At 62.2% G+C, this 14,522-nt stretch carries 11 protein-coding genes; 7 read left to right on the top strand and 4 right to left on the bottom strand.

The genetic code is table 11. From position 1 onward, the window contains the following. Positions 1-20 precede the first annotated feature (20 nt). Entirely contained in the window at positions 21-1,442 is a 1,422-nt protein-coding gene (locus L598_RS01705) for an XRE family transcriptional regulator (RefSeq protein ID WP_144859476.1), read from the bottom strand. A gap of 217 nt (positions 1,443-1,659) precedes the next feature. Between L598_RS01705 and aceA the strand changes: the two genes are divergently transcribed. The 4 genes from aceA to L598_RS01685 all read left to right on the top strand — a co-directional run bounded on the left by aceA (position 1,660) and on the right by L598_RS01685 (position 6,208). After that, the gene (aceA, locus tag L598_RS01700) at positions 1,660-2,973 is read left to right on the top strand and encodes an isocitrate lyase (protein WP_144859473.1); all 1,314 of its coding nucleotides are present in this window, start codon (positions 1,660-1,662) and stop codon (positions 2,971-2,973) included. A 35-nt stretch (positions 2,974-3,008) separates the two neighbouring features. Further along, the gene (locus L598_RS01695) at positions 3,009-3,260 is read left to right on the top strand and encodes a hypothetical protein (RefSeq protein WP_144859623.1); all 252 of its coding nucleotides are present in this window, start codon (positions 3,009-3,011) and stop codon (positions 3,258-3,260) included. Between the two features lie 221 nt (positions 3,261-3,481). Further along, positions 3,482-4,912, top strand: coding sequence for a glutamine synthetase family protein (locus L598_RS01690; RefSeq protein ID WP_144859470.1), 1,431 nt, complete (start codon positions 3,482-3,484; stop codon positions 4,910-4,912). Positions 4,913-4,924: 12 nt separating this feature from the next. Continuing rightward, positions 4,925-6,208, top strand: a complete 1,284-nt coding sequence (locus tag L598_RS01685; protein ID WP_144859467.1) for an FAD-binding oxidoreductase — start codon at positions 4,925-4,927, stop codon at positions 6,206-6,208. Positions 6,209-6,212: 4 nt separating this feature from the next. Here the strand turns inward: L598_RS01685 and L598_RS01680 are convergent, their stop codons facing one another. From L598_RS01680 to L598_RS01670, 3 genes are all read right to left on the bottom strand, one after another. Then, positions 6,213-7,982, bottom strand: a complete 1,770-nt coding sequence (locus L598_RS01680) for an SLC13 family permease (RefSeq protein WP_144859464.1) — start codon at positions 7,980-7,982, stop codon at positions 6,213-6,215. Between the two features lie 79 nt (positions 7,983-8,061). Then, positions 8,062-8,811 carry an SDR family oxidoreductase gene (locus L598_RS01675; protein WP_144859461.1) on the bottom strand — a complete coding sequence of 250 codons (750 nt, stop codon included), beginning with the start codon at positions 8,809-8,811 and terminating at the stop codon, positions 8,062-8,064. A 22-nt stretch (positions 8,812-8,833) separates the two neighbouring features. Next, a complete protein-coding gene (locus L598_RS01670; RefSeq protein WP_144859458.1) occupies positions 8,834-10,309 on the bottom strand; it encodes an aldehyde dehydrogenase family protein in 1,476 nt (491 codons plus the stop codon). Positions 10,310-10,485: 176 nt separating this feature from the next. On the opposite strand from L598_RS01670, the gene zwf reads away from it, so the two are divergent. From zwf to edd, 3 genes are read left to right on the top strand one after another with little or no spacing between them, the layout of a single operon-like run. Then, entirely contained in the window at positions 10,486-11,958 is a 1,473-nt protein-coding gene (zwf, locus tag L598_RS01665; RefSeq protein ID WP_144859455.1) for a glucose-6-phosphate dehydrogenase, read from the top strand. Between the two features lie 3 nt (positions 11,959-11,961). Further along, on the top strand, positions 11,962-12,687 hold the full coding sequence (gene pgl, locus L598_RS01660; RefSeq protein ID WP_144859452.1) for a 6-phosphogluconolactonase: 726 nt from the start codon (positions 11,962-11,964) through the stop codon (positions 12,685-12,687). After that, the gene (edd, locus tag L598_RS01655) at positions 12,684-14,498 is read left to right on the top strand and encodes a phosphogluconate dehydratase (protein WP_144859449.1); all 1,815 of its coding nucleotides are present in this window, start codon (positions 12,684-12,686) and stop codon (positions 14,496-14,498) included. The genes pgl and edd overlap by 4 nt, the downstream gene beginning before the upstream one ends. Positions 14,499-14,522: the final 24 nt, after the last annotated feature.

The raw sequence follows: 14,522 nt of genomic DNA, 5'->3' as shown, positions 1-14,522 counted from the left end.
GATCGGCAGCGGCCTTCGATTTATTGGAAATCGAAGGCCGAGAGGCCCGTCACCATTTCGTCCAGTCCGAGCGGCCGCGTCACCGGCGGCTCGGCACGGGCCAGGCAGCCGGCGCGTTCGCACACACGGCACGCCGGGCCAACCGGCGTCGTACCTGGCGGGCCGGCCGGCAAAGCCGCACCATAAACAATCTCGTCCCGGAAGCTTATATCGCAGCCAAGCAGCAGCGCGGTGCGCCGCGGACGCTCATTGAAGGCCCCTTGCGGTCCCTCCAGCGTTCGGGCGATGCAGAGAAATTCGGCTCCATCCGGCATCTCCACTACCTCAACGAGGATCTGTCCCGGCTGCCCGAAAGCGGCATGGACCGGCAATTTCGGGCATCCTCCCCCAAAACGTGTCTGTGGAAATCCTTGCGCGCCGGCCCTGCGGAACCTGTTGCCCGCATTGTCGGTCTCGAGCATGAAGAACGGGATGCCCGCAGCGTTCTGCCTCCCCAGGGTTGTCAGACGGTTCGCCGCCTGCTCGAACGACACGTTGAAGCGCGAGCGTAGAACATCCACATCGTAGCGGGCCCGCAGTGCCGCTGTCAGGAAAGTCTGGTAGGGCATCATCAAGGCATGGGCAGCATAGCGGGCAAGCTCGAAACGCCCGAGACGCCGGGCCTCGTCCGAAGAAAGCTTCAGCGCCTGGATTTCGGCAGCAATTGCAACCTGCATGCGCATCAGGCATGCCTCCATGGCGATCTCGCGCAACTGGTCGAAAGGCGAAAGACGCTCGGAAATGAAAAGCCGCTGCGAATGGCGGTCGTAGCGGCGACGCCAGTTCGGCATTGTCGCAACCGGCAGTACCCTGACGACAATGCCGTGTTCCCGTTTCAGCCAGCCCTTGAGGGCGCCAGCAAGGTCGTCGCCCGGTGCCAGAAGTGCAGAAAACGCCTCGGCCTCCTCCTCGATAGACGGAAAGTGATTGGGGCGCCGCTCGAAAATCTCCCGGATCTCGTCTATCGGCAAGCGAGTACCCGAGACCGTGGTCGCTCGCCCTTCGCGCGCCAGCAGTTGCGAAAGATCGGTCAGGCGCTCGGCCTGCTCACGATAGGCGCGGTAGAGCTTGATCAGTGCGGAAGCAGCGTTGGGCGCGGCCTCCGCAACTTCAACCAGTTCCTGCTCGCCCGGAAGCTCGCCTGTAAGCAGAGGATCGGAGAAGACCTCGCGCAAGGCTGACAGCGATGCGCCTGCCTCGCCTTGCAGTTCCTCCGGCTCGACCTTGTAGACGGAAGCCAGCTTGAGGATGAGCTGCACCGTAAGAGGGCGCTGATTTCGCTCGATGAGATTAAGATAGGAAGGGGATATGCCGAGCCCTTCCGCCATCGCCGTCTGGGTCAGCCCCTTCGCATTGCGGATGCGCCTGATGCGCGGCCCGGCGAAAATCTTCTGCTCGGCCATCTGGCGTCCTTTACACGGTTTTACACATCGAAAGGTCGTTACGATTTTTACAAATTTACAATTCGAACCTGTCGAAATCAATACAAGCTGACCCGAATTTCTGCCAGTTTTTCTGGATTTCCCTCCAAGTTTGCGCAGCGCAATGTAAAATCTGTCACATGTTTGGCATGGCTTCTTCGCCATGCTCGCATATTTTGACCAGCGACTGGAGAGAAATATGACTGATTTTTACAATCTTGTTCCGTCCGCCCCTGAAGGCCGTTACCAAGGGATCGAACGCCCCTATGGCCCGGAGGAAGTGAAGCGTCTGCGCGGCTCGGTCCAGATCAAGTATTCATTGGCTGAGATGGGCGCGAACCGCCTCTGGAAGCTCATCCAGGAGGAAGACTTCGTCAATGCACTCGGTGCGCTTTCAGGCAATCAGGCTATGCAGATGGTGCGCGCCGGATTGAAAGCTATCTATCTCTCCGGTTGGCAGGTGGCAGCCGACGCCAATACGGCTTCGGCCATGTATCCCGACCAGTCGCTCTATCCCGCCAATGCCGGGCCGGAGCTTGCCAAGCGCATCAATAGGACATTGCAGCGCGCCGACCAAATCGAGACGGCAGAGGGCAACGGCCTGTCGGTCGAGACCTGGTTCGCACCCATCGTCGCCGATGCCGAGGCTGGTTTCGGCGGCCCGCTCAACGCCTTCGAGATCATGAAGGCCTATATCGAGGCAGGCGCCGCCGGCGTGCATTTCGAGGACCAGCTTGCGTCCGAGAAGAAGTGCGGCCATCTGGGCGGCAAGGTCCTGATTCCGACAGCCGCGCATATCCGCAATCTCACCGCTGCGCGCCTTGCCGCCGACGTCATGGGCGTGCCGACACTGGTCGTGGCACGCACGGATGCCGAAGCCGCCAAGCTTTTGACCTCCGATATCGACGAGCGCGACCGGCCTTTCGTCGACTATGACGCCGGCCGCACGGTCGAAGGCTTCTATCAGGTGAAGAACGGTCTGGAGCCGTGCATCGCCCGCGCCATCGCCTACGCGCCCTATGCCGATCTGATCTGGTGCGAAACCTCAAAACCGGATCTGGAGCAGGCCCGCAAGTTCGCCGAAGGCGTGCGCAAGCATTACCCGAACAAGCTGCTCGCCTATAACTGCTCGCCTTCCTTCAACTGGAAGAAAAACCTGGACGATGCGACGATCGCCAAGTTCCAGCGTGAACTGGGCGCCATGGGCTACAAGTTCCAGTTCATCACGCTGGCCGGCTTCCACCAGCTCAACTACGGCATGTTCGAGCTGGCGCGCGGCTACAAGGACCGCCAGATGGCAGCCTATTCTGAACTGCAACAGGCGGAATTCGCGGCCGAAGCCCACGGCTACACTGCTACCAAGCACCAGCGCGAGGTCGGTACCGGCTATTTCGATGCGGTTTCCATGGCGATCACCGGCGGACAATCGTCGACGACCGCGATGAAGGAATCCACCGAACACGACCAGTTCAAACCGACCGAAAGCGAGAAGTTCAGGCCCGCTGCCGAGTAAGGCAGTCAGGTTCCAGAAGGAGAAAGATCATGGTCATGACCGAAGAACGCCCCAAAACCAGGGTCAAGGAACGTGCCGAAGAGCAGGCTTCGGCGATGACCCCGGACCAGCAATCCGCCATCCGCGTGCTTGCCAATGACTTGCACCGGCTGAACCAGGCCGTCATGAGGGCCGTCGAGGCTGGTGTCTCGGTTGAGCTCGTGCGCTCGGCCCGCCACCATGGCGGCGATGGAAACTGGGGCGACCTCCTCATTCCGGTGGTTGTTACGAACAGAACCGGCAAATAGCCGGTCTGCTGACGGTTTTCGAGAAGCCCCGTGCCTGGTTTGGCGCGGGGCTTTGGTTTGTTAGATCCGAGTACCGTTAGCCGCGCGCAACGCGGGCCTGGGCGCGAAAGACCAAGTTGAAATGATAACGGTTCCTGACGAGCAAATGACCGAACTGGCTATTTCCTTCTGTCACCGCACACGACTATAATCGCTGGATCGAAAAACAATCCTGGTGATTGATGCTGGAGAAGAAAAGGGAAGCCCGTGCTGGCCGCGGGGGGCGGATTAAGACACCGTCATTCCTCAAGAATCTGAGGGGCGTTCGCAACTGGAAGGAAGCCAGCGCCTGGCTTGAATGGCGCGGCATCGAGGACATCGAATGCATAACACCTGATCAGGCAGGCGTCGCCCGCGGCAAAATGATGCCGACGAAGAAATTCACCTCCAACACCTCGCTTGCGCTGCCGTCCGCCGTCTTCATGACCACGATTTCGGGAGACTATCCCGAAAACAGCGCCAGCTTCGTCTATCCGGAGGATGACGGCGACCTCAAGCTTGTTCCCGACCTGTCCACGCTGTCGGTCGTTCCCTGGGAAACGGACCCGACGGCGCAGGTTATCTGTGATCTTGTCCATCAGGACGGGCGATCGGTCGAATTCACGCCAAGGAACGTGCTCAAGCGCGTCATCGCGCAATATGCCGGTCATGGCCTGAAGCCGATCGTGGCACCGGAGATCGAATTCTACCTGGTCCACAAGAACCCCGATCCCGATTACCCGCTGACGCCGCCTGTCGGCCGCTCCGGCCGTCCAATCGGGGGCGGACAAGGCTATTCGATCGCCGGGGTCAACGAGTTCGACGAACTGATCGACGACATCTATCACTTCTCCGAGACGCAAGGCCTGGAGATCGATACGCTGATCCACGAGGAAGGCGCGGGCCAGCTCGAGATCAATCTCCGGCACGGAGATCCGGTCGAGCTTGCTGATCAGGTTTTCCTGTTCAAGCGCACCATCCGCGAAGCGGCGCTGAAACACGACACCTATGCCACCTTCATGGCCAAGCCCATTCAGGGACAGCCGGGCTCTGCCATGCACATCCACCAGTCGGTGATCGACATCAAGACTGGCCGCAACGTGTTTTCCGATGCGGAAGGACGGGAGACAGATACCTTCCGCCATTTCATCGGCGGCATGCAGCGCCATATACCGAATGCGCTGGTCATGCTGGCGCCCTATGTCAACTCATACCGGCGGCTGACGCCATCGGCATCAGCACCGGTCAATACGCGCTGGGGCTATGACAACCGTACGACGGCCTTCCGCGTTCCGCGCTCGGATCCGAACGCGCGGCGCATCGAAAACCGCGTACCTTCCTCCGACGCCAATCCGTATCTGGCGCTTGCCGCCTCGCTCGCGGCAGGGCTCGCCGGCATATTGGAGAAGATCGAGCCGGATGCTCCATCGGGCTCGGCCGTCAACGAAGACCGGATCGAATTGCCGCGCGGCCTCCTCGAAGCGGTCGCCCTGTTCGAGCAAGACGCCTCGCTCGCGGCCATTCTGGGCGAATCCTTCGTCGGAACCTATGCCGCGATCAAGCGCCAGGAATTCGAGACCTTCATGGAAGTCATCAGCCCGTGGGAGCGGGAATATCTGCTGCTGAACGTTTAACGCTGCCGATCGATGGCCTACCAATCTCCCATCTCTCCGGGCTATTCCTGGTACGAGGCGACGGCCGGCGAACGGCCGGCCTATCCTGCCCTTGACGGCGATCTGACAGTTGACGTCGTCATTGTCGGCGGTGGCTTCACCGGCCTGTCGGCGGCTGTCCATCTCGCCAGGGCCGGCGCCGATGTCGCGCTGGTGGAGGCGCATCGTTTCGGCGACGGAGCCTCCGGCCGCAATGGCGGCCAACTCGGCACGGGCCAGCGCGCCTGGGCTGAAGAGTTGGAGGCCGAGTTCGGCTTCGCCCGCGCCAAGGCGCTTTTCGATCTGGCGGAGGAAGCCAAGGCCCATCTCCTGGAATTCGCCAGCACCAACGGCATCGAAATCGACTATATGCCCGGCCAGATATCGGTCGCGCACAAGAGGCGCTTCGTCGATGACTACAAGGCTCACGCCGACGTCATGGCCTCGCGCTTCGGTTACCCGCATATCTCCTTCATGAATCGCGAAGAGACGGCCGAACGGCTCGGCACCGGGGCCTATTTCGGCGGCGTTCGCGACACCGGCACCGGCCATATCCATCCGCTCAAACTGGTCATCGGAACGGCCCGCGTGGCGGCGGCGGCTGGCGCCAGGCTTTTCGAGAATACGAAAGTCACCCGCCTGACCTCCGAGGGCAAGGTGCGTGTGGAAACTGCGAGCGGCACGATCACCGCGGACAAGTGTCTGGTCGCCGTCAATGCCTATGGCGGCAATCTGGAGCCAGTCAGTGCCGCCCATGTCATGCCGATCGGTTCCTTCATCGGAGCGACCGTGCCACTCGGCAAGGACAGCCCCGTGATCCCCGGCGGTGAGAGCGTCGACGATTCACGCTTCGTGGTACGCTACTTCCGCAAATCGAAGGATGGTCGGCTGCTTTTCGGTGGGCGCGAGATCTACAGCGTCAGCACGCCCGGCGACATAAAGAACGCGATCCGGCGGCAGATCGCCGAGCTTTATCCGGCGCTGAAGGATGTCGAGATCACGCATGCCTGGGGCGGCTATGTCGGCATCACCATGCCGCGCAAGCCCTTCGTGCGGGAAGTCATGCCGAATGTGATCTCTGCCGGGGGCTTTTCGGGCCATGGCGTGATGCTGTCGAACTTCACCGGCAAGCTTTATGCGGAAGCCGTTGCCGGCAACCGCGACAGGCTGAAGCTACTGGAAGAGCTGAAAGTTCCGCAATTTCCGGGCGGCACGCGCTTCCGCTCGGTCCTGCTTTTCCTCGCTCTCAACTGGTATGCGCTGCGCGACCGGCTCTGACCGGTCACAACGGCCAAAAGAAGAGGATCGCCGGCACGCCGACCGCGATCATCAGGATCTCGAGCGGAGCGCCGATGCGCCAGTAGTCGCCGAAGCGATAACCGCCCGGCCCCATGATGATGGCGTTGTTCTTGTGGCCGATTGGCGTCAGCATCCCGCAGGTACCGGCAACTGCCACCGCCATCAGGAAAGGATCGGGCGACACGTTCAATGATTGGGCGACGCTGACGCCGATGGGTGCGGCGATCAGAACGGTAACGATGCTGTTCAGGAAATCCGACAAGATCATGGTGACAGCCATGACCACGGCGAGAATTACCCAGACCGGCAGGCCCTCCGTCTGGCCGATAATCGCGCCTGTGATGAGTTGCGTACCGCCGGCGTCCTCGAAGGCAGCGCCGAGGGGTATCAGCGATCCCAAAAGCACGATGACCGGCCATTCGATGGATTCGTAGATATCGCGCGGGCCGACGATATTCAGCAACGCATAGGCGGCGACGGCGATCGACAAGGCGATGGAAAGCGCGATGAAACCCAGCGCTGCCGCGGCGATGAGCAACACGAAGATTCCTATCGCCAGCAATGCCTTCCGACGCTGGATCACCTCATGGCTACGCTCGGCCAGCGGCAGGACTCCCAGCCACTCGGCCGCATCCTCGACGTGGTCCCTGGGGCCGAGCAACAGCAGGACGTCGCCGCTCTGGATCGTCAGTCTGCCAACCCGCTCCCTGAAGCGCTTGCCCTGCCGGGATACCCCCAAAAGCTCGACGCCCTGCCGGTAGCGCAGACGCATATTTTCGGCGGTGCGCCCGACCGCACGTGCCCCCTCCGGCACGATCGCCTCGACCAGCGCCATGCCTTTGTCCGTGAGACCCGCCTGTTTCTCGTCCGTGGACATGGAAAGCCTGTTTGAGCCTATGAAAGCCTCGATGGATTTCGGATCACCTTCGAGGACAAGGAAATCGCCCTTGCGGATCACCGTACCCGCAGCAAAGCCCGGCAATCGCTTTCCCTGCCGGACGAGACCGAGAATGCTCACATCCTTTTCGTCGCCTTCTTCGTAAAGCTCTGCCGGCGTCTTGCCGACAACCGGCGATTTTTCGGCGACCTTGGCCTCGGCAACGAAAAGATCGCTTTCGGGCTCGCCAACGGGTGTCTGTTGCTTTCCTTCCGGAATGAGCCGCCAGCCTATAGCCGTGACAAAGGCTATGCCGACAACAGCGCAGACAAGCCCGACGGGAGCAAAGTCGAACATGGCGTAAGCGTCGCCGAGCGTGCGGTCCCGGAACTGCGCGATGACGATATTGGAGGGAGTGCCGATAAGGGTGATCATGCCGCCGAGGATGGTCGCGTAGGACAGCGGCATGAGAGAAAGCGACGGCGAGCGCCCGGCCTTCTTGGCGGCCTCGATGTCCAGCGACATGAGGATGACAATGGCGGCGACATTGTTGATGATCGCCGAGAGCGCAGCGCCGGTGATGGACATCAATCCGATATGGACCGGCAATGGCCGGGTCGTTGATATCGCGTAATTGGCGATCAGTTCGACCGCACCGGCATTGATCATGGCACGCGAGACGATCAACACGAGCGCGACGATGATCGTCGCGTCGTGCCCGAAGCCCTCGAAGGCCTTCTCCGCTGGAACCGCGCCGCCAAGCACCGCAACGACAAGCGCGCCGAAGGCGACCAGATCATAGCGGATCTTCCCCCAGACCAGCAGCGCCAGAACCGCACCAAGGAGGCCGAAGATGAAGATCTGGTCTGCAGTCATGCCGGGGGAAAATTCTCGTGTGTCAGGAGGAAGTAACGGTCCTCGGACGAAATCCGTTCCATCCCTATTCGGGTCTGCGTCAGATGCAGCGGCCGCCATCCACCTCCAGCGCCACGCCGGTGATGAATTCCGCCTCGTCGGATGCCAGCCAAAGGGCGGCATTGGCTATGTCGAGCGGCGTCGAAAGCCTTCCAAGCGGGATCGAGGCCCGGAACTGGGCCCGCTTTTCCGGCGTGTCCTCGCCCATGAAAAGACCGAGCATCCCTGTCTCGCCGGCGACGGGGCACAGGCAGTTGACGCGGATCTTCTTTGGCGCGAGCTCGACCGCCATGGACTTGGTGGCCGTGATGACCCATCCCTTCGATGCATTATACCAGGTAAGGCCCGGACGCGGGCGCAGGCCGGCCGTGGAGGCCGTAGTGATGATGCATCCACCGCCCTGGGCCTCCATGATCGGAATGGCGGCGAGCGCGGCGAAGTAGATCGCTTTCATATTGACGGCAGTGATCAGGTCGAAGGTCTGCTCGTCGACCTCGGTCATGCTGCCGTTGCGATGGGTATAGCCTGCATTGTTGACCAGGATATCGAGCCTGCCGAAACGGTCGGTGGCGGTCGATATCATCTCCTCGACATCTGCCTTCAACGAAACGTCGGCGGCGATTGCAACGGCCGCATCGCCGATTTCGCCAGCGACCCGCTGCGCGCCGGCGCTGTTCAGGTCGGCGACGACGACCTTTGCACCCTCCTCCGCGAAACGCTTTGCCATACCCTCGCCAAAACCGGACGCCGCGCCGGTGATGACGGCAACCTTGCCATCAAGTCGAGCCATGCTCTTCTGCTTTCCTGCTTCTTTACTGATGATTGAAAACAACGGTCTTCGTCGCCGACATGTCGTAAAGGGCCTCGAAGCCCTTCTCGCGGCCATGGCCGGATTTCTTGAAGCCGCCGAAAGGCAGCTCGATCCCGCCGCCGGCGCCGTAGCCATTGACGAAGACCTGCCCTGCCCGCACGCGCTTTGCCACGCGATGCTGGCGCGCGCCGTCCAGGGTCCAGACGCCGGCAACAAGGCCATAATCCGTGCCGTTCGCCAACCGCACGGCGTCTTCCTCGTTCTCGAACGGAAACAGCGAAAGCACCGGGCCGAAGACCTCCTCCTTGGCGAGCGCCGATTCCCGGTCCACCTCCCCGAACAGCACGGGTGCATGATAGAAGCCGCCGGCCGGCGCATCGGCCGCCACCGAGCCGCGCGCCAAGACGGAAATGCCGGCCTCTTCCGCCGCCGCCACGAAACCCTGCACACGTTCCTTCTGCTTCGGGTTGATCAACGGCCCGAGATCGAGATCGGCGTCGTGCGGGCCTGCGACCAGCCTCGAGAAACGCTCCGCCAGCGCGGCGGCCACCTTCTCGTAGATCGGCTTCTCGATCAGGATGCGGCTTCCGGCAGAGCATGTCTGGCCGCCATTCTGGATGATAGCGTTAACAAGCACCGGCAGCGCCGCCTCGATATCGGCGTCGGCGAAGACGATCTGCGGAGACTTGCCGCCGAGTTCCATGGTCACGCCGCGATTGTTGATAGCTGCTGCCTGCTGGATCGCCGTGCCCGTCATGGTCGAGCCGGTGAAGGTCACGTAATCGACAAGAGGATGGGCCGAAAGACTGGCGCCCGCCTCGCGGCCATAGCCGGTGACGACGTTGAACACCCCCTCCGGCACACCTGCCTCGAGCGCCAGTTCAGCGATGCGGATCGCCGTCAGGGAGGCGTCCTCGGCCGGCTTGACCACCAGTGTATTGCCCATGGCGAGCGCCGCACCGGCAACGCGGGCAAGGATCTGCAGCGGATAGTTCCACGGTATGATGCCTGCCACGACGCCATGGGGCTCGCGCAAGGTCAGCGCCGTATAGCCTTCGAGGAACGGAATGGTGTCGCCGTGGATCTTGTCGGCCGCGCCGCCATAGAATTCATAATAGCGGATGGTGGCGGTAACATCGGCCTTGCCCTGCCGGATGGGTTTGCCCGTGTCGCGCGATTCGAGAGCAGCAAGCTCGTCGCCATTCTGCTCCACAAGCTGCGACAGCCGGGTCAGGCACCTGCCGCGCTCCACAGCAGGCATGCGCCCCCACGGGCCTTCGTCGAATGCCCGACGCGCCGCCTTGACCGCGCGGTCCACATCAGCCTCTCCGGAGGCCGGGATGGAAGCAAATACCTTGCCATCGGACGGGCTCACCACGTCGATGCGGCTGCCGGAAAGCGCATCCACGGGCTTTCCGTCTACCACTTGCATGAAGGCACGGCCCTCCGCCACCGTACGGGAAAGATGTGTGCCCATTGAACTGCCTCCTGCTTGTAATGATTATCCCCGAGTCTATCCTCCGGGGCGCGGCTACGAGAAGCCCGTCACACCCTGTGGTGTCAAGCCGCATCAAAGGGAAATCGGGTGCTGGCTATGCTAAATCGATTAGATTATAGCGGGCTCGAACAGCCGTGCCAAAGAACGGAGCTGGAATGACGAGCCAGACAATACCGGTGGACCCTTTCGACCTCGTGGTGTTCGGTGCGACGGGGGATCTTGCGGAACGCAAGCTCCTGCCGGCCCTTTATCAGCGCCAGCGGGCTGGCCAGTTCTCGGGCGGAACGCGCATCATCGGCGCTTCGCGCTCCCCTATGAGCGACGACGAATATCGCGGCTTTGCCGAACGGGCGATCGCGGAGCATGTCGCCGCTGCCGACATAGATAAAGGGGAGCTCCACAAGTTCCTCGAACGCCTTTCCTATGTTTCGGCAGATGCCCGCTCGGGGGCAGGCTTCGAGGAGCTGAAAGCCACGATCGGTGACAGCGCTAACATCCGCGCCTTTTATCTGGCAGTCGCCCCCTCCCTCTTCGGGGAGATCGCGACGAAGCTGAAGGAGCACGGCCTCGTCACGCCGGAATCGCGCATCATCGTTGAGAAACCCATCGGACGCAGCCTGGAATCGGCAAAAGAACTGAACAAGGTCATAGGCCGGGTCTTCGACGAGCAGCGCATCTTCCGCATCGACCACTATCTCGGCAAGGAGACAGTGCAGAACCTCATGGCGCTGCGCTTCGCCAATGCACTCTACGAGCCGCTCTGGAATTCGGCCCATATCGACCATGTGCAGATCACGGTGGCGGAATCCGTCGGCGTTGAAGGGCGCGGCGACTATTACGACAAGGCTGGCGCGCTGCGCGACATGGTGCAGAACCATATGCTGCAACTCCTCTGCCTTGTCGCCATGGAAGTACCCTCCTCCATGGATGCCGATGCGGTGCGAGACGAGAAGCTGAAGGTGCTGCGGGCAATGAAGCCGATCGACGGCGGCAATGCCGGCCAGGTCACCGTGCGCGGCCAGTATCGCGCCGGGGCATCCGCCGGCGGCGCCGTCAAGGGCTATATCGACGAGCTGGGCGACGGGACGAGCAATACGGAAACCTTCGTCGCCATAAAGGCCGAAATAGCCAACTGGCGGTGGGCCGGCGTGCCCTTTTATCTGAGGACAGGCAAGCGGCTCGCCGCGCGCGTGTCGGAGATCGTGATCCAGTTCAAGCCGGTCCCCCATTCCATCTTCGACAGCGCGGCCGGAACGATCTTCGCCAACCAGCTCGTCATCCGCCTGCAACCCGACGAAGGGGTCAAGCAATGGATGATGATCAAGGATCCCGGCCCCGGCGGCATGCGCCTTCGCCATCTGCCGCTGGACATGAGCTTTGCCGAATCCTTCGGCCTGCGCAATCCGGACGCCTATGAGCGGCTGTTGATGGATGTCGTGCGCGGCAACCAGACCCTCTTCATGCGGCGCGACGAGGTCGAGGCTGCCTGGCGCTGGATCGATCCGATCCTTGCCGCATGGGAAGACAACGGCCAGTCCGTACAGGGCTACACGGCCGGAACATGGGGTCCTTCGGGAGCGATCGCCCTCATCGAGAGGGACGGCCGCACCTGGCATGACAGCGTCTGAACAATGGCCGGAACCAATCTCCAGTGGCATCGGTTCGACTCGAGCGAAGCCTTGGCCGAAACGCTGGCCGAAGGTGTGGCCCAGATCCTGACCGAAGCGATTGCAACGCGCGGAAGGGCGGTCCTCGCGGTATCGGGTGGCACGACCCCGGTGCGCTTCTTCGGCTCCCTTTCGCGCATTCCGATCGAATGGGAGCGCGTGCAGGTGATCCTGGTGGACGAACGCTTCGTGCCCCTTTCCTCCTCACGCTCCAATGAACGCCTGGTAACGAAGAATCTGCTCCAGAACGAGGCCGCACGCGCTTCCTTCACCGGTCTCTATTACGAAGCCGACAGCGTCGAGGACGCCGCCGCGCGCGCCAATGATCTGATGGCCGCTCTCCCGCTGCCGATCGACATGGTCATTGTCGGCATGGGAACAGATGCGCATACGGCATCATTCTTCCCTGATGCCGGCAATATCGAAGACCTGCTTTCGAAAGATGGCGAGGCGGCGGTCCTGCCGGTCCATGCCGCCAGCGCGGGGGAACCGCGACTGACCCTTTCCATGCGGCTGCTTGCCGGGGCCCGCTTCATCGCCCTGCATATCGAGGGCGACGACAAGAAAGAAGTCCTTCAGGACGCACTTGACGACGACAGAGAGCCGCCGCCTCCGATACGCGCGCTGATCGAGTGTGCGGATACGACCGTTCATGTCTACTGGGCGCCCAAACAGGACATTGTGCCATGACCGCCAGACGAGAAATCGAAGCCGTCACCGAGCGTATCCGCGAGCGCTCTCGCCCTGCCCGCGAAGCCTATCTGGCAAGGGTCGACGCCGCGGCGGGTTCGGTGGCGAACCGTGCCGTACTTTCCTGCGGCAATCTTGCCCACGGCTTTGCCGCCTGCGCGCCGGCCGACAAGGAGGCGCTTTCCGGCGACCGGGTACCGAATATCGGCATCATCACCTCCTATAATGACATGCTGTCGGCCCATCAGCCGTTCGAGCCCTTTCCACGCCTCATCAAGGAAGCGGCCAGGGAAGCGGGCGGCGTGGCGCAGGTGGCCGGAGGGGTGCCCGCCATGTGCGACGGCATCACTCAGGGTCAGCCCGGTATGGAACTGTCGCTCTTCTCGCGCGACGTCATCGCCATGTCCGCCGCCATCGGGCTGTCGCACAACATGTTCGACGCGGCGGTCTATCTCGGCGTCTGCGACAAGATCGTGCCGGGACTGGTCGTGGCAGCGCTAACATTCGGCCATCTGCCAGCCGTCTTCATTCCGGCCGGCCCGATGACGAGCGGCCTGCCCAACGACGAGAAGGCAAAGATCCGCCAGCTCTATGCCGAGGGCAAGGTCGGCCGCGACGCATTGCTGGAATCGGAATCGAAGTCCTACCATGGCCCCGGCACCTGCACCTTCTACGGCACGGCCAATTCAAACCAGATGCTGATGGAAATGATGGGGCTGCACACGCCGGGCTCCTCTTTCGTCAATCCGAACACACCGCTTCGCGACGCCTTGACAAAGGAAGCCGCCAGGCGCGCGCTCGCCATTACGGCGCTCGGCAATGAATATACGCCGGTCGGCCGCATGATAGACGAACGCTCCATCGTCAACGGCATTGTCGGGCTCAACGCGACCGGCGGTTCGACCAATCACACCATTCATCTGATCGCCATGGCGGCAGCCGCCGGCATCCGCATTACCTGGACCGATATCGCGGAGATTTCGGATGTCGTGCCCCTGCTCGCGCGCGTCTATCCGAACGGGCTTGCCGACGTGAATCATTTCCATGCCGCGGGCGGTCTCGGCTTCCTGATCCGCGAATTGCTGGACGCCGGTTATCTGCACGAGGACGTCCGCACGGTCTGGGGCGAGGGACTGCGGCCTTATGCGATCGAAGCCAAGCTTGCTCCTGACGGCACTGTGGCGCGCGAGCCGGCGCCAGCCGAAAGCGGCGACGAGAAAGTTCTGGCTCCTGTCACCAAGGCCTTCCAGCCCACGGGCGGCATCCGCCTGTTGACCGGCAATCTCGGCAACGCGATCATAAAGGTATCAGCCGTCAAACCGGAGCACCGCCTGATCGAGGCGCCGGCGATCGTTTTCCATGAGCAGGAGGAATTGCAAGCCGCCTTCAAGGCGGGAGAACTCGACCGTGACTTCGTCGCCGTCATCCGCTTCCAGGGGCCGAAGGCGAACGGCATGCCGGAACTGCACAAGCTGACGCCGGCGCTCGGCGTCCTGCAGGATCGCGGCTTCCACGTCGCGCTGGTGACCGACGGACGCATGTCCGGGGCCAGCGGCAAGGTGCCCGCGGCAATCCATGTCACGCCGGAGGCGCTCGACGGCGGGCCGATCAGCAAGATCACCACCGGCGACATCATCCGCCTGGATGCCGATGCGGGCACGCTCGACGTGCTGGTCAGTGCCGACGACCTTGCCTTTCGTGAACCGGACAGGATCGACCTCACGCCGCATCATTTCGGCATGGGACGCGAACTCTTTGCCGCCTTCCGGCAACTCGCCTCACGCGCCGACCAGGGCGCTGCCGTTTTCTGAGACCAGCACTCCAGAGGTCGGTCA

This window comes from Mesorhizobium sp. J18 (genome assembly GCF_007829525.1).
Taxonomy (GTDB): Bacteria; Pseudomonadota; Alphaproteobacteria; order Rhizobiales; family Rhizobiaceae; genus VLJP01.
This window is presented reverse-complemented; position numbering and strand designations above follow the sequence as displayed.